General features: G+C 42.6%; 20 protein-coding genes, 12 tRNA genes, 5 rRNA genes and 1 pseudogene (1 of these 38 cut by a window edge). 8 read left to right on the forward strand and 30 right to left on the reverse strand.

Features of this window, described 5'->3' with window-relative positions:
• Positions 1 to 80 precede the first annotated feature (80 nt).
• From RCG25_RS23610 to ilvA, 4 genes are all read left to right on the forward strand, one after another.
• On the forward strand, positions 81 to 2,087 hold the full coding sequence (locus RCG25_RS23610; protein ID WP_308081258.1) for a catalase: 2,007 nt from the start codon (positions 81 to 83) through the stop codon (positions 2,085 to 2,087).
• 122 nt (positions 2,088 to 2,209) lie between these two features.
• On the forward strand, positions 2,210 to 2,686 hold the full coding sequence (locus RCG25_RS23615; RefSeq protein ID WP_308081259.1) for a hypothetical protein: 477 nt from the start codon (positions 2,210 to 2,212) through the stop codon (positions 2,684 to 2,686).
• Entirely contained in the window at positions 2,683 to 3,201 is a 519-nt protein-coding gene (locus tag RCG25_RS23620; protein ID WP_308081260.1) for a hypothetical protein, read from the forward strand. Before RCG25_RS23615 ends, RCG25_RS23620 begins: the two co-directional genes overlap by 4 nt.
• 52 nt (positions 3,202 to 3,253) lie before the next feature.
• Positions 3,254 to 4,426 (forward strand): threonine ammonia-lyase, encoded by a 1,173-nt coding sequence (gene ilvA / locus RCG25_RS23625; protein WP_308084263.1) that lies wholly within the window; start codon positions 3,254 to 3,256, stop codon positions 4,424 to 4,426.
• Positions 4,427 to 4,800: 374 nt separating this feature from the next.
• Here the strand turns inward: ilvA and RCG25_RS23630 are convergent, their stop codons facing one another.
• The 5 genes from RCG25_RS23630 to RCG25_RS23650 form a co-directional block, all read right to left on the reverse strand.
• Positions 4,801 to 5,244 (reverse strand): SRPBCC family protein, encoded by a 444-nt coding sequence (locus RCG25_RS23630; protein ID WP_308081261.1) that lies wholly within the window; start codon positions 5,242 to 5,244, stop codon positions 4,801 to 4,803.
• A 15-nt stretch (positions 5,245 to 5,259) separates the two neighbouring features.
• On the reverse strand, positions 5,260 to 6,075 hold the full coding sequence (locus RCG25_RS23635; protein ID WP_308081262.1) for an MBL fold metallo-hydrolase: 816 nt from the start codon (positions 6,073 to 6,075) through the stop codon (positions 5,260 to 5,262).
• A gap of 16 nt (positions 6,076 to 6,091) precedes the next feature.
• Positions 6,092 to 7,057 (reverse strand): quinone oxidoreductase family protein, encoded by a 966-nt coding sequence (locus tag RCG25_RS23640; protein ID WP_308081263.1) that lies wholly within the window; start codon positions 7,055 to 7,057, stop codon positions 6,092 to 6,094.
• Positions 7,058 to 7,126: 69 nt separating this feature from the next.
• Positions 7,127 to 7,630 carry a hypothetical protein gene (locus RCG25_RS23645; RefSeq protein WP_308081264.1) on the reverse strand — a complete coding sequence of 168 codons (504 nt, stop codon included), beginning with the start codon at positions 7,628 to 7,630 and terminating at the stop codon, positions 7,127 to 7,129.
• A complete protein-coding gene (locus RCG25_RS23650; protein WP_308081265.1) occupies positions 7,627 to 8,100 on the reverse strand; it encodes a hypothetical protein in 474 nt (157 codons plus the stop codon). Before RCG25_RS23650 ends, RCG25_RS23645 begins: the two co-directional genes overlap by 4 nt.
• A gap of 247 nt (positions 8,101 to 8,347) precedes the next feature.
• Between RCG25_RS23650 and RCG25_RS23655 the strand changes: the two genes are divergently transcribed.
• Together RCG25_RS23655 and RCG25_RS23660 are read left to right on the forward strand one after the other, a co-directional pair.
• Entirely contained in the window at positions 8,348 to 9,337 is a 990-nt protein-coding gene (locus tag RCG25_RS23655; RefSeq protein ID WP_308081266.1) for an aldo/keto reductase, read from the forward strand.
• A 1-nt stretch (position 9,338) separates the two neighbouring features.
• Positions 9,339 to 9,920, forward strand: coding sequence for a TetR/AcrR family transcriptional regulator (locus RCG25_RS23660; RefSeq protein ID WP_308081267.1), 582 nt, complete (start codon positions 9,339 to 9,341; stop codon positions 9,918 to 9,920).
• A gap of 195 nt (positions 9,921 to 10,115) precedes the next feature.
• On the opposite strand, the gene RCG25_RS23665 is transcribed toward RCG25_RS23660, so the two are convergent.
• From RCG25_RS23665 to RCG25_RS23690, 6 genes are all read right to left on the reverse strand, one after another.
• The gene (locus RCG25_RS23665) at positions 10,116 to 10,949 is read right to left on the reverse strand and encodes an SDR family oxidoreductase (RefSeq protein ID WP_308081268.1); all 834 of its coding nucleotides are present in this window, start codon (positions 10,947 to 10,949) and stop codon (positions 10,116 to 10,118) included.
• A gap of 26 nt (positions 10,950 to 10,975) precedes the next feature.
• Complete coding sequence (locus tag RCG25_RS23670) at positions 10,976 to 12,004, reverse strand: aldo/keto reductase (protein WP_308081269.1); 1,029 nt, start codon at positions 12,002 to 12,004, stop codon at positions 10,976 to 10,978.
• Between the two features lie 233 nt (positions 12,005 to 12,237).
• Entirely contained in the window at positions 12,238 to 12,762 is a 525-nt protein-coding gene (locus RCG25_RS23675) for an NAD(P)H-dependent oxidoreductase (RefSeq protein WP_308081270.1), read from the reverse strand.
• Between the two features lie 91 nt (positions 12,763 to 12,853).
• Positions 12,854 to 13,390 carry an NAD(P)H-dependent oxidoreductase gene (locus tag RCG25_RS23680; protein ID WP_308084264.1) on the reverse strand — a complete coding sequence of 179 codons (537 nt, stop codon included), beginning with the start codon at positions 13,388 to 13,390 and terminating at the stop codon, positions 12,854 to 12,856.
• A gap of 101 nt (positions 13,391 to 13,491) precedes the next feature.
• Positions 13,492 to 14,139, reverse strand: coding sequence for an SDR family oxidoreductase (locus tag RCG25_RS23685; RefSeq protein WP_308081271.1), 648 nt, complete (start codon positions 14,137 to 14,139; stop codon positions 13,492 to 13,494).
• A gap of 68 nt (positions 14,140 to 14,207) precedes the next feature.
• Positions 14,208 to 14,642: a MarR family winged helix-turn-helix transcriptional regulator gene (locus tag RCG25_RS23690; protein WP_308081272.1), complete on the reverse strand. Its 435-nt coding sequence runs from the start codon at positions 14,640 to 14,642 to the stop codon at positions 14,208 to 14,210.
• Positions 14,643 to 14,794: 152 nt separating this feature from the next.
• On the opposite strand from RCG25_RS23690, the gene RCG25_RS23695 reads away from it, so the two are divergent.
• Positions 14,795 to 15,775, forward strand: a complete 981-nt coding sequence (locus RCG25_RS23695) for a zinc-binding dehydrogenase (protein ID WP_308081273.1) — start codon at positions 14,795 to 14,797, stop codon at positions 15,773 to 15,775.
• A gap of 173 nt (positions 15,776 to 15,948) precedes the next feature.
• Here RCG25_RS23695 and RCG25_RS23700 read toward each other — a convergent pair.
• Both RCG25_RS23700 and RCG25_RS23705 read right to left on the reverse strand, forming a co-directional pair.
• A pseudogene (locus RCG25_RS23700) lies at positions 15,949 to 17,174 on the reverse strand (NAD(P)/FAD-dependent oxidoreductase).
• A 127-nt stretch (positions 17,175 to 17,301) separates the two neighbouring features.
• Positions 17,302 to 18,099, reverse strand: coding sequence for a VOC family protein (locus RCG25_RS23705; RefSeq protein WP_308081274.1), 798 nt, complete (start codon positions 18,097 to 18,099; stop codon positions 17,302 to 17,304).
• Positions 18,100 to 18,225: 126 nt separating this feature from the next.
• Here RCG25_RS23705 and RCG25_RS23710 point away from each other — a divergent pair, with 126 nt between their 5' ends.
• Positions 18,226 to 18,414, forward strand: a complete 189-nt coding sequence (locus RCG25_RS23710; RefSeq protein WP_308081275.1) for a hypothetical protein — start codon at positions 18,226 to 18,228, stop codon at positions 18,412 to 18,414.
• 65 nt (positions 18,415 to 18,479) lie between these two features.
• On the opposite strand, the gene RCG25_RS23715 is transcribed toward RCG25_RS23710, so the two are convergent.
• From RCG25_RS23715 to RCG25_RS23795, 17 genes are all read right to left on the reverse strand, one after another.
• Positions 18,480 to 18,553 (reverse strand) — tRNA-Ile (locus tag RCG25_RS23715).
• A 5-nt stretch (positions 18,554 to 18,558) separates the two neighbouring features.
• A tRNA-Gly gene (locus RCG25_RS23720) sits at positions 18,559 to 18,632 on the reverse strand.
• Positions 18,633 to 18,660: 28 nt separating this feature from the next.
• A tRNA-Asp gene (locus RCG25_RS23725) sits at positions 18,661 to 18,737 on the reverse strand.
• A gap of 3 nt (positions 18,738 to 18,740) precedes the next feature.
• Positions 18,741 to 18,814: transfer RNA gene (locus tag RCG25_RS23730), tRNA-Met, on the reverse strand.
• A 167-nt stretch (positions 18,815 to 18,981) separates the two neighbouring features.
• A tRNA-Ser gene (locus RCG25_RS23735) sits at positions 18,982 to 19,074 on the reverse strand.
• Positions 19,075 to 19,083: 9 nt separating this feature from the next.
• Positions 19,084 to 19,160: transfer RNA gene (locus RCG25_RS23740), tRNA-Met, on the reverse strand.
• A gap of 21 nt (positions 19,161 to 19,181) precedes the next feature.
• Positions 19,182 to 19,254, reverse strand: a tRNA-Ala gene (locus RCG25_RS23745).
• Positions 19,255 to 19,276: 22 nt separating this feature from the next.
• A tRNA-Pro gene (locus tag RCG25_RS23750) sits at positions 19,277 to 19,353 on the reverse strand.
• A 6-nt stretch (positions 19,354 to 19,359) separates the two neighbouring features.
• Positions 19,360 to 19,433, reverse strand: a tRNA-Arg gene (locus RCG25_RS23755).
• Positions 19,434 to 19,452: 19 nt separating this feature from the next.
• Positions 19,453 to 19,528: transfer RNA gene (locus RCG25_RS23760), tRNA-Thr, on the reverse strand.
• 21 nt (positions 19,529 to 19,549) lie between these two features.
• Positions 19,550 to 19,625: transfer RNA gene (locus RCG25_RS23765), tRNA-Val, on the reverse strand.
• 5 nt (positions 19,626 to 19,630) lie between these two features.
• A tRNA-Glu gene (locus RCG25_RS23770) sits at positions 19,631 to 19,705 on the reverse strand.
• Positions 19,706 to 19,747: 42 nt separating this feature from the next.
• Positions 19,748 to 19,864 (reverse strand): 5S ribosomal RNA (gene rrf, locus RCG25_RS23775).
• Between the two features lie 80 nt (positions 19,865 to 19,944).
• Positions 19,945 to 22,876, reverse strand: a 23S ribosomal RNA gene (locus RCG25_RS23780).
• A 203-nt stretch (positions 22,877 to 23,079) separates the two neighbouring features.
• Positions 23,080 to 24,616 (reverse strand): 16S ribosomal RNA (locus RCG25_RS23785).
• A 308-nt stretch (positions 24,617 to 24,924) separates the two neighbouring features.
• Positions 24,925 to 25,041, reverse strand: a 5S ribosomal RNA gene (gene rrf / locus RCG25_RS23790).
• 80 nt (positions 25,042 to 25,121) lie between these two features.
• Positions 25,122 to 25,531 (reverse strand): 23S ribosomal RNA (locus RCG25_RS23795) (it continues 2,523 nt past the right edge of the window).
• Together the 16S, 23S and 5S rRNA genes with 12 tRNA genes alongside form the textbook arrangement of a ribosomal RNA operon.

Raw genomic sequence — 25,531 nt, forward strand, 5'->3', positions numbered from 1 at the left:
ATCTCAAAATTCGTTTCGCCATCTAATAAATGGGGTATCGAGAGCAGTAGGTAGATAACATTTACATAGGAGGGAAACGTATGGAAAATAAGAAGATGGCGCAATTACAGCAATCAAAAATCGACAACGAGCAAAAGGCTGGTTTGACTACTAACCAAGGATTGAAAATGGCGGAAGATGAGATTTCTTTAAAAGCAGGACTACGCGGTCCTACTCTTATGGAGGATTTTCACTTTCGCGAAAAAATGACCCATTTTGACCACGAACGGATTCCTGAACGTATTGTTCATGCACGCGGCACAGGAGCTCACGGTGTCTTTCAGCTCTATGAATCCTTACAAGAGTACACAAAAGCGGATTTTCTTACTGACACCTCGAAAACAACACCGGTATTTGTACGAATCTCGACCGTACAGGGTTCGAGAGGATCAAGTGATACCGTTCGCGATGTTCGTGGATTTGCGACCAAATTTTATACAGATGAAGGAAACTTTGATTTAGTTGGAAACAACATGCCTGTTTTCTTTATCCAGGATGCGATTAAATTCCCTGACTTTGTCCATGCACTTAAACCTGAACCACATACTGAAATCCCGCAAGGAGCCAGTGCACACGATACCTTTTGGGATTTTATCGGGCAAAATCCTGAATCTGCCCATATGGTCATGTGGGCAATGAGTGACCGAGCGATTCCACGTAGCCTACGTATGATGGAGGGATTCGGTGTCCATACCTTCCGTCTTGTCAACGCACAGGGGAAAGCACATTTTGTCAAATTCCACTGGAAGCCTGTCCTTGGTATGCATTCTCTTGTCTGGGATGAAGCACAGAGAATTGCCGGTAAAAACCCTGACTTCCATCGTCAAGACCTATATGAAGCCATTGAAAAAGGCGATTATCCGGAATGGGAACTTGGTGTCCAGTTAATTTCCGAAGAGGATGAATTTAAATTTGATTTTGACGTCTTAGACCCCACTAAATTATGGCCTGAAGAAGTGGTCCCTGTAAAAATCGTCGGTAAAATGACATTAAACCGCAATGTCGACAACTTCTTTGCCGAAACCGAACAAGTGGCTTTTCACCCTGGCCATTTGGTACCTGGGATTGATTTTTCAAATGACCCACTTTTACAAGGTCGATTATTTTCCTATACAGATACCCAGCTTTCTCGATTAGGCGGTCCTAACTTCCATCAGATTCCGATCAACAAACCGGTGTGTCCTTTCCATAACAACCAGCGTGATGGTATGCACCAAATGGCCATTCACCGTGGTCAAACAAGCTATCATCGAAACGGTTTAAATGCCAATCAACCGGAGCCAGTGCCTGTCGAGCAAGGAGGATTTGAGCATTATCAAGAAAAAGTGGATGGACGTAAAATCAGAGGTCGGAGTGAAAGCTTCTTAGACTTTTACTCGCAAGCGAAATTATTTTATAACAGTCAGGCTCCCTATGAACAGCAGCATATAAAAGACGCTCTTAGCTTTGAACTTGGCAAGTGTCATTCCGATTTGGTAAAAAATAATGCGGTTGCCCTTCTTAACCGTATTGATCGAAACATGGCCCAAGAAGTGGCTGAAAATATAGGGGCGGTATTGCCAGAAGAGAATCTCGAAGTCAAATCTGATAAGAAATCAGCGGCACTAAGCATGGCTAACACAATCAAGAAAACAGATACCAAAAGTGTAGCTATTCTAGTAACTGGCGCACCTAACACAGACCAATTAACTGAATGGATTAAAGTATTAGCACAGCATAACCTGAATTATAGTATCGTTGCTAATAAGGTCCAACCATTAAATGCTGTTCTTAAAATAACGGACACCTTTGATACAGTCGACTCAAGCCTTTTTGATGCCGCATTATTAGTTAGCAGTGAATCCAACCTTCCTACACCTGCTTTGGAGTTCATTGAAACAACCTACAAACACTTTAAACCATTGGCGATTTCTGTCAGTGAACCTATTGGATTTGAGTACAGCCGCATTCAATTAGATGAAGCTGGTGTCTTTGATTTAACAAAAACAGATATCCAACCATTTATCGAAGGCATTGCCCAGGCTCGTTTCTGGGAACGTAAGCTTTAATCCTATAAAAGATTTAGCCCTAACCTTTTGCTGGTTGGGGCTTTTCGTAGTATTCATTTGAATAGGACTCCATGTTAAAGATAAAGCTAAAAAGAATATATGTCGGTTAAAATGAGGTCAATATGATAGCCGTTTCACTCTTCTTTTCTTTCACCTTAATCGGTATTATTTCATTTTTTACGATAAAAAAAGCTACTCATACCTTAACGCTTATTTTTCTATTGATGGTAATAGAGTTCTTCTTCACCAGTTTTATCTCTGTTATTGTAGACAATGCCAAGCTATGGACTGTCACACAGAGTACTAGATACCTTATTATGTTTCGTGTAACAGAGGTTGTGGTTTTTCCCTTATTGCTACTTTGGTACATAGAATTGGTTAAAAGAGGGTCTTCCATCTCAAAAAAACTGATGATAAGTGTTTTTTGGGTAGGTGTTTTAGTTGGAGTAGAGGCGATTTTAAGCCATGTTCATATTTTCACCTATGAAAAGTGGAAGGTTTGGGGTTCCATTATCGTATGGTTCACCTTTCTATCTTTCCTCCAAATCCTGCAAGGTCTTTTTTGCCGGATCCTTTTTAAAGAGGGGATTAGTAAATGACAATTTTACCATTACCGGAAAAATTCGATGCAAATGAATGGTTTATTCTCTTTCATATCCTGGCTTTAGTGATCTTATTATATAAACTGCCAAAGAGATTTCCAACCTCTATCACTATCTTATTACTAATGTTTACGGTAACAGTAGCAAGGGTTGTTGACCATGTGATCGCAGGTCCACATGTTGATCTTTACGATATCATGGACTCGGGGGACTTTGAGCTTTTTGATTTGTTGTGCTATGTGCCTTATGCCCCGTTTGGATATGTCTTTATCTATCTCTATGACAAATTCCAATTGAACGGGGTTATCCTTCTTTTATTTATAGTCATACTATCGATTGGAAGTATTGGATTCGAATGGCTCACAGGTTCAAGCTACATTGGATATTTAAAATATAGCAGCTGGAAACCCATTTATTCCCTACCTATTTATTTAATAGTCCAGCCATGCACGATACTATTTTTCCACTTAATAAAATCAATCCATGAAAGATCTCTTTCATCAGTAGAGTAAACAGGAGGTTGTACTTGTGAATCTAGATGATATTATCATTGCTCGGGAGAAGATGAAGGGAATTGTCCACACCACTCCCCTTGACTATTCCAAGACATTTAGCCGGCTCTCGCATAATGAAGTCTATTTAAAGCTAGAGAATCTTCAAAAAACAGGATCCTTTAAAGTGAGAGGCTCTTACAATAAGCTGACCTCCCTTTCAAAAGATGAATTAAAAAATGGGGTCGTCGCAGCGTCAGCTGGGAACCATGCTCAGGGCGTTGCCTATTCTAGTCAGATGCTAGGCGTTCCTTGTAAAATTGTCATGCCTAAAGGCGCTCCTCTTAGTAAGATAGAAGCCACTAAGCAATATGGGGCCGAGGTTATTTTAGAAGGTGCGGTTTTTGATGATGCCCTCGCGTATGCACTACAACTGAAGGACCAACTGAAAACCACATTTATTCATGCTTTTGATGATGAAGCCATTATTACCGGACAAGGAACAGTCGGATTAGAAATCCTTGAACAACTACCAGAAGTTGAGGCCATTATTTGTCCTATTGGCGGCGGCGGACTAATAGCCGGGGTTGCGATGGCAGTGAAGGAGAAGAATCCTCATGTATCTGTCTATGGTGTTCAAACAGTTGCCTGCCCCAGCATGAAAGAGTCCATATTAGCGAATAAACCTGTAATGGTTCAGTCGTCACCCACGATGGCCGATGGAATTGCTGTTAAAAAACCAGGTGAGAAAACCTTTGAGATTGTTCAGAAGTACGTGGACGATATTTATTGTGTCGATGAAATGGAAATTGCCCGAACGATGTTGATGCTTTTAGAGAGAAACAAGTTGCTGGTAGAAGGTTCCGGGGCTACTTCCCTCTCCTCCCTGCTTTTCGAAAAAGTAAAGCTGAAAGAGAAAAAAGTGGTCGCCATTTTGAGCGGCGGAAACGTGGATATGAGTTTTATCTCAAGAATCATAGAACGTGGTATGGTCGAGGCAGGCAGGTATGCTGATTTTACCATTACCTTAAAAGATAAACCTGGTGAGCTTCAAAGAGTCCTTAGCACGATTACTGATCTCGACGCCAATGTTCAATCTGTTAATCTCCATCGGATGGGGAAAAATATCTATCCTGGTTTTGCCCAAATCGAGATTTCGATAGAAACAAAAAATCACGAACATATTGAACAGCTTTATCATGCACTTTTAGAAAAGAGCTATAATGTAATGATGAGGCAATATTAATTAAGCAGGAAGAACTACGTATTGTACGTTGTTCTCCTTTTTATTTAAAAAAGCCAGGCGTTTAGCCTGGCCCAAGTATATTCCTTTCAAATTATTTGTTGATCACCTCTTGAAGTACTTTTAAAATTACCTTTTTAATATGATTTCCTTTCTTACTCGTCACTTTCGATGATTTACTCGTCAAATATTTGATTTACTCGTCTATTTTCTATTTTTCTCGTCAACCTTCATACTTTACTCGTCAATAACTCCATTTTACTCGCCAAATGTATCTTTGTTCCGATCTAAAAATTCAGAAAACTAATCAAACGTTTGATTAGTTTTTTCGGACACAAAAAGGGCACCCACTTTTTACGGGTACCCCTTTCATTCTATTACTTACTACACGATTCAAGTATCTCTTTTATTTTTTGTAAATCTTTCTCGTTAGCCTTTTTCATCATAGGAGCCATAAACGGTGCAAAGATTTTGGAAAAGCCTGTTGGAATTCCTTTGTTCCTTAATGTCATTCGTGTTCGATTGCCCTCTAGAGTTTCCCATGTATAGGTCGTCTCCATTGGAAAGGGACCCTGTGAGGTTCTCATCACCAGCTTTTTCTCCTGCTCAAGCTCAATAATTTCATATATATAGGCAAGCTCTCGCCCAAGAAATTGAGCCTTAAAGGCCACTCGTGAACCCATGGCCAGGGGTTTTTCCGTTTTCCATTCAGAGGACTGAATATTAACATACCATTCGGGGGCATTGTCAGGATCCATTGCATACTGTGAAACTTGCCCAACGGGGCAGTCGATGATTATCTCTGTAAAAACGTCTACCAAAATATGATACCCCTCTTACAAGTATTCCTTCCGAACAATCGCTATGTTGTCATTATGGCATTGCTTCGTAAAGTTAGATGGAAAAGCCATTTCCTCTTCTAAGGCTGTCATTGCCTCTACATCTTCTTTCGTCACAGACGTAATCAATCGCTCTAGGTAATCTTGAGATACTTGAATCCGGCGCTGAATCTCTTGGTGATTTGTTGTCGTTTTACCATGACCTGGAACCAATACAGAAATCTTATGGTTTACGAGAATTTGCTCTGCTTTTTGAAGAGTTTCTTCGTATGCTTTAGCACTATCATAAATAAACGGCAATTCAAAATCAGAAAGATAATCCCCCGCAATCCAAAGACCAAGCGGTTCGATCACTGTAAATAACCCATCATGCGTATGTCCCTGCGCCAGATAAAAGGTGAGCGTTGACTCTCCAATGACAAGCTTCTGCCCATTTTCACCAATTACAATATCCACCTCTGGAAAGGCAATCGGATAAGGGTTGTGTATGTAATAGTCATTATAGAACTGACGAATCATATCTACTTTTTTCTCTTTATCAGGATGCTCTTGTAGTCCTTTGCTACCGATGACCTTAGCCCCTTGGAAAGCGAGGTACCCAATGACATGGTCAAAATCTCCATGTGTAAATAAAAGGTAAAGCTCTTTTTCCCCTTGAATGCTAACAACATGTCTTTGTATTTCTTCAATTTCCAGAGGCAGCCAATTTGGGTCTACCACGAGAATAAAATCCTTCGTATCTACAACTGTACATGTCGTCTGGTAGAGTGCACTTTGAAACACAGTGATGTGTTCATTTTTAAATTGAATCATTGCTTCTCCTCTTTCCCTAAGGAATTAATACAATTTTGCCGGTGCTTTTTCGGCTCTCTAGATAACGGTGTGCTTCTTGGGCATCGCTTAGTGCAAAGGTTGTTGGCTCTGCTAATCGTACTTTTCCAACGTGCATCCAGCTGAACAGCTCACTTGAACGAGCTACCCGCTCTTCACGAGAAGTAAGGACATTCCATAGATCCCCACCGGTCAAGGTTTTTGATGTATCCATTAACATTCTTGGGTCAACCAAAGCTGGGTCTCCCCCTGCCATTCCGTAAAATACTACCGTCCCACCAATACGTGTCACTTCAAAACTATCTTGAAGCGTCGATCCGACTGATTCATAGACTACATCTACACCTTTACCGTTTGTTGCCTCAAGTATTTGCTTCTTCCAATCATCCTTGTACAAGAAAACCTTGGAGGCTCCAGCTTCTTTTGCTACAACTACTTTTTCAGCAGAAGATGTTAAGCCAATGACCTTTCCTCCGAGCAAATTGACCATTTGTATAAGTAGTTGTCCAACCCCACCTGCTGCCGCATGGACTAGAACCACATCATTCTTTTTCACGACATAGCTATCACGTGTTAAATAGTGGGCAGTTAAGCCTTGTAGCATGACGGATGCCGCTTCATTAAATGAAATCGATTCAGGTACTGGTATTGCTTTTTCAAATGGTACCGCTACTAACTCACCGTTCGCATAAGGCACATCCGCAAAAGCAATCCGATCGCCAACCTGAATTCCTTGAACATTCGCCCCGATTTCTTCAACGATGCCTGCTCCTTCATACCCTAGAATATAGGGAGGTTCTCCCGCAAGATGGTAATTTCCTTTTCTTCTATATATATCAGCAAAGTTCAAGCCAATAGCTTTCATTCTCACCAAAATTTCATTAGGGCCGATGACCGGATTAGGGATTTCCGCATACTCCAGAACTTCTGGCCCTCCAAATGTATTAAACACAAGTGCTTTCAATTGTATTACCTCATTCTGTAGAATTTTTCATTACGCCTATATTAAATAGAATAATAAAAAGGATTGCAACTAATTATCATTTTGAAGCGGAAGCACCAATAGTTTCTTTTTTGTAAAGCGAAAAAGAAGAATTAATAGAACAGCTGTTATCGGGTAGAAAGGAATGGAATAATAGAGCTTCCAGCCTGTATAGGTTAGGGCATGATTTTTAACAGTAATCCATTCAAATAACAGTGAAAATCCAGTCCAGCCTATAATATACATAAATGTCTTCTTTCCATAGAGTTGAAACTTGTCATAGCCATATAAAAAGAGTAACGAGGCACATGGATACATAAAAAGATGAAACAGTGCACCTGATGCCTCATAGGTAGGATTATCACCATAAATATATAGTTTGAAGGGAGTAGCTAAAAGGAAATAGTCAATGGTTGATACAAAGCCAATATTGAATACCCAAATAATAATGATAATAACAGTAGGAAAGTATTTACGAATAGGTAAAAATAAAGCAATAATAGCAGCTGTGGTTAAAATGAAATACCAATCATTCCAATCGAAGGTAAAATTCATAGATGGTTACCCCCTTTATAAAGAATCCTGCGAAAGACCTTCATACAAACAAGTAACACCGATAGAGTTGCCACCCAATAAGCAAATGACCACCAAACCCGCCAGTTCTTATGAATCAGAACACCCAATAGGTCTGATAAGTATTCCAATCCTGTTAAAAAGAAGACGAAGCTACCGAATAACAGAAACTTTTTCCAATATGTTGTTAAAAAAAGAAAGTAGTGAAGAAAGATGACCATGAGTAGAGGAAAAAGAACTGTACGGTTAATAAAATGGGAAAACTCCAGGCTCTGTTTTTCAGGGACAATCAATGTTTTAAAATTCATAAAACATATCGCGGAGAAGTTTTGATAGAGATAGGTGCTGATCATCCAATACACGATGATTTCAAGTATATGGAGCATCTTCTTTTTTTTGATAAAAAGAAATATAGCAAGCACATTTAAGACGATATAAAAGAATAAAACCATTCAAGTTGACCCCTTCGATGTTTGCTTATTTCCTTTACTTATCAATTATCTTGTTCCATTCAAAGGGGATTTATTATACATTGTATTTTCTTACACTTTGAACGAAAAATAGATAAGATTTGCTTGTTTTGAAAAATAAATGTTTCAATCCCTAATAAAAAAATGACAAAAAACATAATTTGTCATTTGATTATTGTCATTGATTTTGCTAGAATAAATTCAACTTATCAGTGGAGGTATGTAACTTATGCAAAATAAACAACTTGGAAAAAATGGTCCAACCGTTTCTGCTATAGGACTAGGCTGTATGGGAATGTCCGACCTTTATGGGAAAGCTAACCGGAAAGAAAGTATCGCTACGATTCACGCTGCACTTGAAGCCGGAGTCACCCTGTTTGATACTGGGGATTTCTATGGGGTGGGTCACAACGAATTACTTTTAAACGAAGCACTAAAAGGAACAAAACGCGATAATGCCTTTATTGCGGTTAAGTTTGGTGCCATGCGTTCTCCGGATGGAGGTTGGGTTGGCGTTGATACCCGTCCGCAGGCCGTAAAGAACTTCTTATCCTATACGTTACAACGTTTAGGCGTGGATTATATTGACTTGTATCAACCAGCACGTGTCGATCCGAATGTTCCTATTGAAGAAACTGTAGGTGCAATTGCTGACATGGTGAAAGCGGGCTATGTGAGAAACATTGGTCTTTCAGAGGCAAATGCAGACACAATTCGTCGTGCACATGCTGTTCATCCAATTAGTTGGCTCCAAATTGAATATTCCCTATTTAGCCGTGGTATTGAAAAAGAAATACTACCAACCTTACGTGAACTAGGGATCAGTCTTTCCGCATATGGTGTCTTGTCACGAGGATTATTAAGTGGAAAATGGTCGAAGGAGCGCCAGGGAGCACCTGACTTCCGTTCTTTCGCCCCACGCTTTATGGGTGAAAATTTAGATAAGAATTTAGCATTAGTTGAGGCGTTGCGTGTAATCGCTGAGGAAAAACAAACCAACGTAGCACAGCTTGCGATCGCTTGGGTTCTTTCACGCGGAGAGGATGTCATTCCGTTAATTGGTGCGCGTAAACAGTCTCAGCTTCAAGATGCCCTTGATGCGGTGAACTTAAAGTTAAGTCCTGCTGACCTCGAAAGAATTAAAGCGGCTGTTCCACCAGAAGCCGTTGCTGGCACTCGTTATGCTGCAGAACAAATGAACCAACTCGGAGTAGAATAAAGTGGCTGATCAAATCTTAACCAAAGAAACGATCCTAGATACGGCGGAGGAAGTCCTTCGCCGATTTGGTCCTGAGAAAACCAGTGTGGTTGATGTTGCTCGGGCATTAAATGTTAGTCACGGAACTATTTATCGTCATTATCCTAGTAAGGCAGCATTAAAGGAAGCGGTGGCGGAAAGATGGCTTCATAGTATTTCGGAACCATTAGCGGCTGTTTTTAAACAGAATTGCTCTGCAACCGAGCGTTTATATTTATGGGTAAAGACGCTGATTCAGATTAAACATTCCAAGGTGAAGGAAGACCCGGCGTTATTTGCCATGTACTCGATGCTTGTGGAAGAGTCGGTGGAAGCCGTCGATACCCATATTCAAGAATTGATTGGACAAATCATTCCCATTGTCGAAGCTGGAATTGCTAGTGGAGAATTTAAATCATCGGATGCTGCAGGCACAGCTAATGGTGTCTTTATGGCAACGGCTCGTTTCCATCATCCTGCCCTTGCAAAAGAATGGGCCTCACCTACCATTGAGCAGGAATTTGAGATTGTTTGGAATTTGATTCTTTCTGGGATTGTAAAGTGATATGTAAAGAGAAAGTGCCATCAGAATTTTTTTCTCGATGTCACTTTCTCTAGTTTATCTTACTCATTCCACTTGCCCTGTCCAAATAACCCTTGCATTCAGACTATCCTTGGTTGTTTTCTGCTTGCTCTGTCCGAATACCAATACTTATAAAAACTCCCAAAAGGACAACATTTGAAATAAACAATTCCTATTTTAGAGAATTCCAGGCTTGATTAAGCTCATGCTAATGTCCCACAGTTTCCGTGCTGATTCTTGGTCTTTTGCAGCATCAGTGGTTTCTGCTTCTTTACAGTTGAAAAAGAACTTTCCACTTACACCTTCAACAGCGGGAGAGGAAGCAAGATAGACAGGTGTCACTGCACCTTTTTCAGCTCTAGCTGAGAGTGTCTTGAATAATGTCCGAAGACCCCATGGCATGTCATGCATAAGATTGGATCGAATAATTCCAGGGTGCAGGCTGTTGACGGTAATAGGCTTTCCTGCAAGGCGTTTCGAAAGCTCGTTTGTAAACAAGATTAATCCTAACTTTGTCGGACCGACCGCTCTGAAAAATGCATAGTTTTGCTTGGTCATGAGGTCATCAAAGTTCATTTTAATCCCATTATGTTTAGATGCTACATTAATAATGCGCCCCTCACCGCTTGCTTCAAGCGAATCTAGTAATAGATGTGTGAGGATGAAATGGGATAAATAATTCGTGGCAAAGGTCGTTTCAATCCCATCTTCTGTTTCAGAACGCTTTGATAAAAAGACAGCAGCATTGTTGATGAGTACATCTAGCTTGTTATACTTTTTCTTAAAATCTTCTGCAGCTTGTTTAACTGAAAGTTGAGAGGATAAATCTGCAAAAAGCAGGTCTACATGGCTGTTGCCTGTATTTTCAAGGATTTCTTGGCGCGCTTTTTGTCCTCGTTCTTCATTTCGGCACAACAGAACAATCGTTGCCCCTTTTTTTGCTAATTCCATTGCTGTTGCTTTGCCTATCCCTGAGTTACCGCCTGTAATTAAACAAGTTTTCCCCTTCATGGAATTCTCCCCTTAAACTATTCTAATTAGTAAGTTCTTTTTTCAATTTTCCCATACGTTTTGCCATGAATCGCATTTAACACAGGTTCGGATGCAAGGAAATCATGAGGAAACCCTAGTTCAATTTTGCTTGCGTCACTTAGTTGGCTAAGATGTTCATCTGAAAGCTGGAAGGATAAACTTCCCAAATTATCTTTCATTTGTTTTTCGCGTTTTGCCCCAATTAGTGGAATCACAGTTCCTGACTGCTGGTGCACCCAGTTTAATGCTACTTGGGCAGGTGAAACGTTAAGTTCCTTCGCCACTTCTTCCACGACTGCAGCAATCGCTCGGTTTCTTTCATTTAATCGTGTACTTTGCGGAGATAATCTACCGTTTTCAGCGGAAGGGTTATTATATTTTCCTGTTAATGCACCACCTGCCATCGGCGCCCAAGCAGTCACACCTATATCAAGTGCTCGCGCCATAGGTAATAAATCTCTTTCTGGAGTCCGTTGCAATAAATTGTATTCTACCTGCAAGCCGATAAATGGAGTCCATCCACGTAAGGAGGCTAACATATTGGCTTGAGAAACAATCCAAGCAGGCGTATCTGAGATTCCGATATAAAGGATTTTTCCTGAACGAACTAAATCATCAAGTGCTCTCATTACTTCTTCTACAGGAGTCATGAAATCCCATGCATGGAGCCATAGTAAATCAATGTAATCTGTCTGAAGCTGCTTTAAGCTCTTTTCAACGGATTGGACAAGATTTTTCCGATGGTTTCCGCCCCCATTCGGATCGTTTGGACGAGTGTTGAGTGTATATTTTGTTGCCACTACATATTGCTCTCGTTGTTCGCGGATAAACTCTCCCACATATTTCTCACTGGTTCCATTCGTATAATTTACTGCCGTATCGATAAAATTCCCACCTGCTTCTACGAATGCTTGAAAGATTTTTTGACTTTCTTCCTTTGACGCACCAAAACCCCAATCTTCCCCAAACGTCATTGTACCTAATGCTAACTCTGATACTCTTAATCCGCTTTTGCCTAGTAATTTATACTTCATGAAACAGCCCTCTTTTCGTATACGTTGTTGCTCTCTATCAATTTTTGTTCCTCATTTAAAAGTAACTTCTGACAAGGTTGATAAATTTTTGATCAACACTGTCAGAACATGAGCCAACTTCTGACTGGGTTAATGAATTTTTTGGTCAACTCTATCAGAACATGAGCCAACTTCTGACAGGGTTGATGAATCTAATATTAATAACAACAAACTTCGCGAAAACAGCCAAAAGATTAATATGAAGCTTTTAACTGTTCTACTAATTTTTCCGCGCTTTCTCGAACTTGCTCGCTAGTTAGGAAACGGACACCTTGTGCTGTATATGTTGGTAAAAAGCGCATTCCTGTCAGGTTTGCAGTGGCTTGGAATGGCTTCGTTAACTCACTCATGCTGTAGTGATTGTAGCCTCCTGCTTGATAGGCTGCTTCCGGTCCGCCAGTAGAAATCGCCAGCATAAATTCTTTTCCACGTAATTTTGTTCCTTCTGAGCCATATGCCCATCCGTAAGTGAGAACAACATCCTGCCACTCCTTTAATAGAGAAGGACTGCTGTACCAGTAGAATGGGAACTGGAAGACAATTCTGTCGTGATCAAGCAATAGTTTTTGTTCATGAGCGGCGTCAATTTTTCCATCAGGGTAGGCTGCGTATAATTCATGCACCGTAATATCTTTTTCTTGATGTAATCGATCAGCCCACATTTTGTTTATGACTGAGTTTTTTAAGTTTGGATGTGCGACAATAACTAATGTCTTCATGATGAATTCTCCTTTATATTTGTATATACAAGTGATTGTTTAAAAAATATAGGTGAGGTATTTTTTATCAAAACACCTCTATTAAAATGGTCTAAGCTTCAATTAATGACGGTTGAAGAACGTATTCTACGTATTCTTTTGCGCTTTGTGCCAGCTGTTCATCTGTAACATAGGCAACACCATTCAACACGAATAACGGCATAAATCGTGTACCAATTAAATTACTTGTTTGTTGTAAAGGTGTGGTTAATGTCTCCATCGTAAAATGATTGTATCCTGTCGGCTGATAAGAATCTGCTGGACCAAAGGTAGAAATCGCAAGTCCTAGTTCTTTTCCGTGAAGCTTGTCGCCGCCTTCTCCATATGCCCATCCATAGGAAAGCACTTCATCCAGCAATTGCTTTAACAACGGTGGTGTGCTGTACCAGTAGAATGGAAATTGAAGAATAATACGATCATGCGCCTCTAATAGTTTTTGCTCATTTTCAACATTTATTTTTCCATCAGGGTATGCTTCATAAAGTGTATGGATGGTTAACTCTTCATGCTTTTCCAACTCTTCCATCCATGCACGATTAATTCTAGATTGCTCAAGATTAGGGTGAGTAATAATTACAAGTGTTTTCATCATTTAGTCTCCGTTATCATCCGAATAATTTAGTTTGTCTTTCTTTACAATGTTTTAGTTAGCAGTATGTTTGTATATACAAATGAATGGTTAAAAAAATATTACTTTTCTTCAAAAATTACTTCCACTTCTTTTTTTGTTTCATACATGCTATAAAAAGTATCTGCAATATTTTCAGGTGAGTAGTACGTTCCTTCTTTAACAAACCCTTTAATTGTTAGAGTTCCGACATAAACACCTTTGACACTTAATTCTTGATGTAAGCTATGTGCTAAGCTGCGAATGCCTGCTTTGCCAATCGCTAAGGATGCATAATCAGCAAATGGATGAATCGCCAACCCTCCGCCAGTTAAAAGGATCGTTCCGTTTTCAAGGTAAGGAAGGACTTCTTTTACACTTGAAAGGGCCCCAGCCACATTGATTTTAAAATCTTTAACTAAGTCATCTATGCTTAATGTTGTCGGCTTACCTAGTCTAACTGCTGCCGCGTTGTATAATAGAACATCAATTTTTCCGTAAACTTTAATCACTGAGTCTATTGCTGCTTTTAAAGATACTTCTGATGAAACATCCCCCGGAAAGACATTTGCCGTAATTCCTTCAGCTCGTAGCTCTTCTTCGTACTTCTGTAAAGCATCTATACGTCGTGATACAAGGGCAATTTTAAAGCCTTCCTTGCCGAATTTCTTTGCAGTACTTAAGCTAATTCCAGGCCCTGCACCGACAATCAACAATACTTTTTCTTTCATAAAATGGCCTCCATATTCAAGTTTCTAAACCAGCTATATTTGTATATGCAAATCATAGGGCAAAAAAATTATAGTTCTTTTTCTAACTTATTGCTTGCTTCATGAAGCATCTTGCTTAAATCCATACTGAATTCTCGTCCTAAAATGTCGGAATAACCCAAGAACAATTCTTTTAATGAAACACGGAATTGATGGTATACTTTTTCTCCTTCATCTGTTAAAGAGATATGCGTTTGTTTTCCATCCATTTTTCGTGTAACCAGCTTAAGTTTTTCTAGTTTATCTATAAACCGCGTACTGGTCGAAGGAGCAATGGAAAGCTTATGGCATAAATCTTTTTGATTGATCTCGGGATGGAATTTTACAATCATAATCATGTATAAATAAGAAGGTGCAAGTTCCCCGAAATCGAACGTCTTCTCTGCCAATTTTGAAATATTACGAGCAAAACGGCTTGCTGTAAAATATAAACAATGAATTAATATTTGTTCTTCTTCATTCATTATTGCTCAGTCCCTCTTTTCATTTGCATATACAAATTAACATGGATTATCATTTTAGTCAACTAAGAAAAGTTCAGTTTTCTTGTGACAGTATATATTATTAACTATGTTGGAAAAATTAGATTAACAATTTTTAACAAAGGATGATCTTGATGAAAGCATTGCTTATACATGAAAAAGGTCTTTGGAAAGAGATGAAGGTAGAAGAAATAGTTATTCCGAAACCAAGTGCAGGTGAGTTATTGATTGAGGTTCATGCAGTAGGACTCAATCCGGTTGATTATAAAACGGCAACAGGCGGTAATCCAAATTGGACATACCCTCATATTCTAGGATTAGATGTTGCTGGGGTAGTTGCAGAAGTAGGCGAAGGTGTAACTAGTTGGGCAAAAGGCGATCGAGTAGTCTATCATGGTGACCTGACGAAAAAAGGCGGATTTGCTGAATACGCAGTGACAACTGCTCATACCGTTTCACGGATTCCAGATCAAGTAACATTCGAAGATGCTGCGGCTTTGCCGACAGCCGGATATACTGCTTATCAATCCTTATTCCGTAAGCTTCCAATGAACCACATTGATACCCTTCTGATTCACGGCGGTGCTGGTGGTGTAGGTGGTTTTGCAGTTCAATTAGCGAAGTGGGCCGGTAAAACAGTTATCTCAACGGCTTCTCGCCATAATCACGAGTATGTGCAATCACTTGGTGCGGACTATGTTATCGATTATCGGGAAGAAGATGTGAAGGCGCAGGTAATGGAAGTCACCAATGGCCGTGGGGTAGATGCCGTTATTGATGCAGTTAGCCGTCAAAGTGCCACCGATTCATTGGAAATGCTCGCCTTTTTAGGACATATCGTTCATATTTCTGGTGCCCCTGATTACACACAGGTGAAGCCTTTTACCAAAGCAATTTCTTTTCATGAGATTGCGCTTGGACCTGCCCATCAATCCGGTGATCGAAAGGCACAAGAGGATTTAGGAGTGATGGGGAACGAAATGCTGGCATTATTGGCAGAAGGAAAAATTTCTTCTATGTTAAAAGAAGTAGTCACACTTGAACAAGTACCTGAAGCACTATCCCGTCTCTCCGAACGACATGTGAAGGGGAAGATTGTAGCGAAAATAAAGTAAGAAGCTGAGTTAGGCGAACAGTTGTATTCTGTTCGCCTTTAAAATTTGTGGTGTTAAATTGGATTCGCTGATAAACAGCCTGAATTCGCCGATAAACCTATGAAATTCGCCGATATGGTGTAATTTTACACTAACTATCACAGAGAAACTAACCTAAAACTACGAAAAAACAGCTATTTTTTATTAAATGCAGCCGCAGATCGACTCTGATGATACAGACTCATAGCAGAATGGGCCCCTTTTGCTATAACATCTCTCAAAATTTTTGCCATTCCCCCGCTGTATACAAGTCCATTATCTCCATTGCAAATACAAAATAACAATTGGGGAACTCATCATATTGCCCAATCATAGGCAAGCCATCATGTGTCCCACCGTAAAAGGCTCCTAAATAGTATTCTGGATATACCTCGATAGTAGGAAAAAGTTTGTTAAACTCCTCAATTAACTTATCTTTCTTATGCATAATCTTAGAATCGCGATCATCAGCATAGGTGGTATTGTCATCTAATCCACCAATAATCACTCGGTTATCTCCCGTCGTTCGCATATAAATATAGGGGCGTGCTGTCTCCCAAATAAGAGTTTGCTTATACCAATCTGTAAAGCTCTCTACCTGATTAGTAACAACTGCAAACGAGCTTGATATAACCGCATTTTTATCTTTCATAAATTCCAATCCCTCGTATCCTGCAGCAATAATGACGTGTCGCGCCTTTATGGAATAGCCATTTTCAGTAAAAAAGGTGGCACCATCTTTTTGAAATTGTTTCCCATTGATTCTTGTTTTCTCAAAGATCCGAACTCCCTTTTTCTGAGCTTCTAAAAGGAGTCCATGATTATACTTAAGTGGATTAATTTCACCATCATGATATAAATATAGAGCCGCTTCTTTTTTGAAGGGGTAGCGTTCACTAATCTGCCTCTCTGTTAGGTAATCCACTTTAAATTTATGTTTTTGCAAGTAATAGAACTCTTTATTAAGTTTATCTATCCCTGCCCGATCACTCGCATAATAGAGACTATCCCTCCTATAAAATTCAGGGTCCATATCCATCCTTTGAGACGTTCGTTCTATATCATTAATCGCTTCTTCGCACAGCTTTGTATGATGAATTGCAGTTTCCTCTCCAAAGGTATTTACTAATTCAAATAGCATTTTATCTCCCAAATACTGAATAAGAGCCGTATTTACACTTGTACTTCCCGTACCAATAATACGTTTATCGACCACTACAACATCTAGGTCTGTCTCACTTAGATAGTAGGCACATTGCGCCCCAGAACTTCCGCCTCCTATGATAAGAACATCGCAGCATATGTCTTCCTCTAAAACAGGATATGTAGTGGTATTTGGTAAGGTTGTTTCCCAATAAAACTTTCCACTTTGTAAGTCCATTTAGACACTCCTTCAAATTCAACTCGAATGCTTGTAGTATCTCCTGTGAAAAAGTAAACCATCCTTTGAAAAAAGGACATACAAAAAAGGCAAACCATACTAGTTTACCTTCTACACTCCCTCTAGGTTATTGCACCCTCCATACTCCACCGAACATCTCAAACATACCAGTCTGACTTGTTCCCTCAAGATTTAATAGGAAAGGAGTCTCTCCTTTTTCCTCTAATACCTTTTTGGCTGGTCCCTCTCCAAGTGGTGTACAGAACAATAGACTTGTGCCTGAAAGGTCTAGTTTTTGGCATCTAGCATTCATGGCAGCATCAATAAATTCCTCACACGGCTGAAGCTTTAATAATTCCCCCCACTTGGTTATGGTATTTTCTAAGTTATGAACCACAAAGCCTACACTTTTAAAAGCTGGGTTACCTATTAATTCTTGCTCTTTTAAATCTAAAAACCTCTCTTCATCAGACTTTTCCCATTCGATGAAAAATGGCATGGTAAGTTCATTGGGGTTATTTTCTAAAAATAAAAGTGACCACTTAATTATTTGCCCATCAACTCGAACCCGTTCACCAGGGAATGGACCATACACTGTACGTCCCTCTGCTTTGAGCTTTGTAGCTAATTGTTGAATCTCTCTTGTTCGAATCGCTATTTTAGCAGGACCCTCATGCCCTTGTTTTGAGAGTTTCTCCACAATTTCTGTAATCAATCGATTATTTCTTTGTTTCACCGCAATTGATAAATCTTCAATTCCTAAAAATTCAATATAGCTTAACCCAAAATAGGATAAAGAGTTATAGGTTCCCCACCATTGATGATGACCCCCATTAATCGCATGAATTCCTTTCTCGTATAAAGGTACTAGTGCCTCCTCTGGCTTTTTTAGAAATACCACTAAGTGATCGAAGGAAAATGACATCTGGAATAGCTCCTTTCTTCTTAATTAAAATTGAGCTGTTGAATAGGCAATTGGAATGTGGCTTGCATAAGATACGCTAATAACAAATATGATTAAAATAAGAATCCTAAAAAAGGGGTCGGTTGAATGAATATTTTCAATAAAATTGCTTTATTTTTTGTCATATTATACTCTGTTACCATTATCGTAAATACCTATTTAGGAGAAACTGAACGGGTACAGTCCAATGTTATTTACTTTTTAATGAATGGGTTTGCTTACATTGTATCAGCATTAGAAGTGGAAAGAGAAAAGGAACTACTCGAGGCAGCTTAAAATTTGAATTGAAATAAACACAAAAAAAGCGACTGCTTAATAGCAATCGCTTTTTCCTTTTCTAGTGGGCCTAAATGGACTCGAACCATCGACCTCACGCTTATCAGGCGTGCGCTCTAACCAGCTGAGCTATAGGCCCCTAAATGGAGCGGGTGATGGGAATCGAACCCACTACATCAGCTTGGAAGGCTGAGGTTTTACCAGTAAACTACACCCGCATATTTAGATTTAATATATCTAGAAAAATGGCGGTCTGGACGGGACTCGAACCCGCGACCTCCTGCGTGACAGGCAGGCATTCTAACCAACTGAACTACCAGACCATATTGCGGGGACAGGATTTGAACCTGCGACCTTCGGGTTATGAGCCCGACGAGCTACCGGACTGCTCCACCCCGCGACAATAAAAATATTACATTTTGTGCATACCCTTAGTTTGAAGACCGCCCCGATTTCGGAAAGCATATTCAAGCTGTGGCTCAATCGTTGCGCTGTAGATCATTCGAAGAAGCTTATTCGAACGTGCTCCACCCCGCGACAATAGAATATTGTTTTGTAAAAATATAATGGAGGAGGAAGAGGGATTCGAACCCCCGCGCGGTATGACCCGCCTGTCGGTTTTCAAGACCGATCCCTTCAGCCAAACTTGGGTATTCCTCCGTACATATATGGTAGCGGCGGAGGGGATCGAACCCCCGACCTTACGGGTATGAACCGTACGCTCTAGCCAGCTGAGCTACACCGCCAAATATAAAATTTAATTAAGGTGGAGCCTAGCGGGATCGAACCGCTGACCTCCTGCGTGCAAGGCAGGCGCTCTCCCAGCTGAGCTAAGGCCCCAAAATTATTAAATAGTTAGGACTGGTCGGGAAGACAGGATTCGAACCTGCGACCCCTTGGTCCCAAACCAAGTGCTCTACCAAGCTGAGCTACTTCCCGTTAAAGTGCGCCCTGAGAGATTCGAACTCCCGACCTTTTGATTCGTAGTCAAACACTCTATCCAGCTGAGCTAAGGGCGCGAATAAATGAAAAGTAAAGTGGTGCCGGCGAGAGGACTTGAACCCCCAACCTACTGATTACAAGTCAGTTGCTCTACCAATTGAGCTACCCCGGCATGTATTTTAAGAAAAATATATGGTGGAGGATGACGGGATCGAACCGCCGACCCTCTGCTTGTAAGGCAGATGCTCTCCCAGCTGAGCTAATCCTCCAATAATGGTGACCCCTACGGGATTCGAACCCGTGTTACCGCCGTGAAAGGGCGGTGTCTTAACCGCTTGACCAAGGGGCCACTTTAAATCTTGACGCCTTAATCGCCAAAAAATAAAGTTTAGCCTGGCAACGTCCTACTCTCACAGGGACTTTCGTCCCAACTACCATCGGCGCTGAGAAGCTTAACTTCCGTGTTCGGTATGGGAACGGGTGTGACCTTCTCGCTATTGCTACCAGACTATTTACTTTGAGGTATCGTTCCCTCAAAACTAGATAATGTAGAAGAAGTGTTTGTAAACTACGAGTTCGCTTTAAAAATTGGTTAAGTCCTCGAACGATTAGTATCAGTCAGCTCCACATGTTACCACGCTTCCACCTCTGACCTATCAACCTGATCATCTTTCAGGGTTCTTACTAGCTTGACGCTATGGGAAATCTCATCTTGAGGGGGGCTTCATGCTTAGATGCTTTCAGCACTTATCCCGTCCGCACATAGCTACCCAGCGATGCCTTTGGCAAGACAACTGGTACACCAGCGGTGCGTCCATCCCGGTCCTCTCGTACTAAGGACAGCTCCTCTCAAATTTCCTGCGCCCACGACGGATAGGGACCGAACTGTCTCACGACGTTCTGAACCCAGCTCGCGTACCGCTTTAATGGGCGAACAGCCCAACCCTTGGGACCGACTACAGCCCCAGGATGCGATGAGCCGACATCGAGGTGCCAAACCTCCCCGTCGATGTGGACTCTTGGGGAGATAAGCCTGTTATCCCCGGGGTAGCTTTTATCCGTTGAGCGATGGCCCTTCCATGCGGAACCACCGGATCACTAAGCCCGACTTTCGTCCCTGCTCGACTTGTAGGTCTCGCAGTCAAGCTCCCTTGTGCCTTTACACTCTACGAATGATTTCCAACCATTCTGAGGGAACCTTTGGGCGCCTCCGTTACTCTTTAGGAGGCGACCGCCCCAGTCAAACTGCCCACCTGACACTGTCTCCCACCCCGATAAGGGGTGCGGGTTAGAATTTCAATACAGCCAGGGTAGTATCCCACCGACGCCTCCACCGAAGCTAGCGCTCCGGTTTCTCAGGCTCCTACCTATCCTGTACAAGCTGTACCAAAATTCAATATCAGGCTACAGTAAAGCTCCACGGGGTCTTTCCGTCCTGTCGCGGGTAACCTGCATCTTCACAGGTACTATAATTTCACCGAGTCTCTCGTTGAGACAGTGCCCAGATCGTTACGCCTTTCGTGCGGGTCGGAACTTACCCGACAAGGAATTTCGCTACCTTAGGACCGTTATAGTTACGGCCGCCGTTTACTGGGGCTTCGATTCAGAGCTTCGCTCGCGCTAACCCCTCCTCTTAACCTTCCAGCACCGGGCAGGCGTCAGCCCCTATACTTCGCCTTGCGGCTTCGCAGAGACCTGTGTTTTTGCTAAACAGTCGCCTGGGCCTATTCACTGCGGCTCTTCGAGGCTATTCACCTCAAAAAGCACCCCTTCTCCCGAAGTTACGGGGTCATTTTGCCGAGTTCCTTAACGAGAGTTCTCTCGCTCACCTTAGGATTCTCTCCTCGCCTACCTGTGTCGGTTTGCGGTACGGGCACCTTTTATCTCGCTAGAGGCTTTTCTTGGCAGTGTGGAATCAGGAACTTCGGTACTAAATTTCCCTCGCTATCACAGCTCAGCCTTTACGGAAAGCGGATTTTCCTACTTTCCAGCCTAACTGCTTAGACGCGCATATCCAACAGCGCGCTTACCCTATCCTCCTGCGTCCCCCATCACTCAAACGATAAAGAGGTGGTACAGGAATATCAACCTGTTGTCCATCGCCTACGCCTTTCGGCCTCGGCTTAGGTCCCGACTAACCCTGAGCGGACGAGCCTTCCTCAGGAAACCTTAGGCATACGGTGGATGAGATTCTCACTCATCTTTCGCTACTCATACCGGCATTCTCACTTCTAAGCGCTCCACCAGTCCTTACGGTCTAGCTTCAACGCCCTTAGAACGCTCTCCTACCACTGACATCTAAGATGTCAATCCACAGCTTCGGTGTTACGTTTAGCCCCGGTACATTTTCGGCGCAGAGTCACTCGACCAGTGAGCTATTACGCACTCTTTAAATGGTGGCTGCTTCTAAGCCAACATCCTGGTTGTCTAAGCAACTCCACATCCTTTTCCACTTAACGTAAACTTTGGGACCTTAGCTGGTGGTCTGGGCTGTTTCCCTTTTGACTACGGATCTTATCACTCGCAGTCTGACTCCCACGGATAAGTCTTTGGCATTCGGAGTTTGTCTGAATTCGGTAACCCGATGAGGGCCCCTAGTCCAAACAGTGCTCTACCTCCAAGACTCTAACTACGTGAGGCTAGCCCTAAAGCTATTTCGGAGAGAACCAGCTATCTCCAAGTTCGATTGGAATTTCTCCGCTACCCACACCTCATCCCCGCACTTTTCAACGTGCGTGGGTTCGGGCCTCCATCCAGTGTTACCTGGACTTCACCCTGGACATGGGTAGATCACCTGGTTTCGGGTCTACGACCACATACTCAATCGCCCTATTCAGACTCGCTTTCGCTGCGGCTCCGTCTCTTCAACTTAACCTTGCATGGGATCGTAACTCGCCGGTTCATTCTACAAAAGGCACGCTATCACCCATTAACGGGCTCTAACTACTTGTAGGCACACGGTTTCAGGAACTATTTCACTCCCCTTCCGGGTGCTTTTCACCTTTCCCTCACGGTACTGGTTCACTATCGGTCACTAGGGAGTATTTAGCCTTGGGAGATGGTCCTCCCTGCTTCCGACCGGATTTCTCGTGTCCGGCCGTACTCAGGATCCACTCAGGAGGGAACGAAGTTTCGACTACAGGGTTTTTACCTTCTCTGACGGGCCTTTCCAGGCCGCTTCATCTACCCCGTTCCTTTGTAACTCCATGTTGAGTGTCCTACAACCCCAAGAGGCAAGCCTCTTGGTTTGGGCTATGTCCCGTTTCGCTCGCCGCTACTCAGGGAATCGCGTTTGCTTTCTCTTCCTCCGGGTACTTAGATGTTTCAGTTCCCCGGGTATGCCTTCAATACCCTATGTATTCAGGTAAAGATACTGTTCCATTACGAACAGTGGGTTCCCCCATTCGGAAATCTCCGGATCAAAGCTTACTTACAGCTCCCGAAGCATATCGGTGTTAGTCCCGTCCTTCATCGGCTCCTAGTGCCAAGGCATTCACCGTGCGCCCTTTCTAACTTAACCTGAAAGGTTTGTTTCTCTTAATTTAATAAGAGAGAAAACTAAAATGGCGATTACTCGATGTATTTACTTGACTTCTTCATTACGATTATCTAGTTTTCAAAGAACGATGTTTTGAGAGAAATTGCACTCTCAAAACTAAACAAACAAGAAACAATCAAACAAACATGTTTTGTCTGGCTCATATGTCCAGCTTATATCCTTAGAAAGGAGGTGATCCAGCCGCACCTTCCGATACGGCTACCTTGTTACGACTTCACCCCAATCATCTGTCCCACCTTAGGCGGCTGGCTCCTTGCGGTTACCCCACCGACTTCGGGTGTTACAAACTCTCGTGGTGTGACGGGCGGTGTGTACAAGGCCCGGGAACGTATTCACCGCGGCATGCTGATCCGCGATTACTAGCGATTCCGGCTTCATGTAGGCGAGTTGCAGCCTACAATCCGAACTGAGAATGGTTTTATGGGATTGGCTAAACCTCGCGGTCTTGCAGCCCTTTGTACCATCCATTGTAGCACGTGTGTAGCCCAGGTCATAAGGGGCATGATGATTTGACGTCATCCCCACCTTCCTCCGGTTTGTCACCGGCAGTCACCTTAGAGTGCCCAACTGAATGCTGGCAACTAAGATCAAGGGTTGCGCTCGTTGCGGGACTTAACCCAACATCTCACGACACGAGCTGACGACAACCATGCACCACCTGTCACTCTGTCCCCCGAAGGGGAACGTCCTATCTCTAGGAGTGTCAGAGGATGTCAAGACCTGGTAAGGTTCTTCGCGTTGCTTCGAATTAAACCACATGCTCCACCGCTTGTGCGGGCCCCCGTCAATTCCTTTGAGTTTCAGCCTTGCGGCCGTACTCCCCAGGCGGAGTGCTTAATGCGTTAGCTGCAGCACTAAGGGGCGGAAACCCCCTAACACTTAGCACTCATCGTTTACGGCGTGGACTACCAGGGTATCTAATCCTGTTTGCTCCCCACGCTTTCGCGCCTCAGCGTCAGTTACAGACCAGAAAGCCGCCTTCGCCACTGGTGTTCCTCCACATCTCTACGCATTTCACCGCTACACGTGGAATTCCGCTTTCCTCTTCTGCACTCAAGTCCCCAGTTTCCAATGACCCTCCACGGTTGAGCCGTGGGCTTTCACATCAGACTTAAAGGACCGCCTGCGCGCGCTTTACGCCCAATAATTCCGGACAACGCTTGCCACCTACGTATTACCGCGGCTGCTGGCACGTAGTTAGCCGTGGCTTTCTGGTTAGGTACCGTCAAGGTACCGGCAGTTACTCCGGTACTTGTTCTTCCCTAACAACAGAGCTTTACGACCCGAAGGCCTTCATCGCTCACGCGGCGTTGCTCCATCAGACTTTCGTCCATTGTGGAAGATTCCCTACTGCTGCCTCCCGTAGGAGTCTGGGCCGTGTCTCAGTCCCAGTGTGGCCGATCACCCTCTCAGGTCGGCTACGCATCGTCGCCTTGGTGAGCCGTTACCTCACCAACTAGCTAATGCGCCGCGGGCCCATCTGTAAGTGTCAGCCGAAACCGACTTTCAGCTTTTCCTCATGAGAGGAAAAGGATTATCCGGTATTAGCTCCGGTTTCCCGAAGTTATCCCAGTCTTACAGGCAGGTTGCCCACGTGTTACTCACCCGTCCGCCGCTAACCACCGAAGTGGTTCGCTCGACTTGCATGTATTAGGCACGCCGCCAGCGTTCGTCCTGAGCCAGGATCAAACTCTCCAAGAAAGTTGATTAGCTCATTTTGTTACGTTGGCTTAGTTTCATAAAAAACTAATAATTTTTGTTTGTTGACGTTTTTGTTTGTTTAGTTTTCAAAGAACAAATTCACTTTATTAAGAAGCGACAAAAACTATCTTATCACAATTCTTATTTTCTTTCAATGAACAATGTTTTCCATTTGCTCATTTCTAACCCACTCTTGTTGAGAGCGACTTTAATATCTTAACACTTTTTGCACTAAGATACAACATAAAGTTTTTTTCCAACTCTCATATAAGGGATTAAAAAAGACAGAAATGAAAATTCCTGTCTTCGCCTGGCAACGTCCTACTCTCACAGGGACTTTCGTCCCAACTACCATCGGCGCTGAGAAGCTTAACTTCCGTGTTCGGTATGGGAACGGGTGTGACCTTCTCGCTATTGCTACCAGACTATTTACTTTGAGGTATCGTTCCCTCAAAACTAGATAATGTAGAAGAAGTGTTTGTAAACTACGAGTTCGCTTTAAAAATTGGTTAAGTCCTCGAACGATTAGTATCAGTCAGCTCCACATGTTACCACGCTTCCACCTCTGACCTATCAACCTGATCATCTTTCAGGGTTCTTACTAGCTTGACGCTATGGGAAATCTCATCTTGAGGGGGGCTTCATGCTTAGATGCTTTCAGCACTTATCCCGTCCGCACATAGCTACCCAGCGATGCCTTTGGCAAGACAACTGGTACACCAGCGGTGCGTCCATCCCGGTCCTCTCGTACTAAGGACAGCTCCTCTCAAATTTCCTGCGCCCACGACGGATAGGGACCGAACTGTCTCACGACGTTCTGAACCCAGCTCGCGTACCGCTTTAATGGGCGAACAGCCCAACCCTTGGGACCGACTACAGCCCCAGGATGCGATGAGCCGACATCGAGGTGCCAAA

The sequence above is a fragment of the Neobacillus sp. PS2-9 genome (assembly GCF_030915525.1).
Lineage (GTDB): Bacteria > Bacillota > Bacilli > Bacillales > Cytobacillaceae > Neobacillus.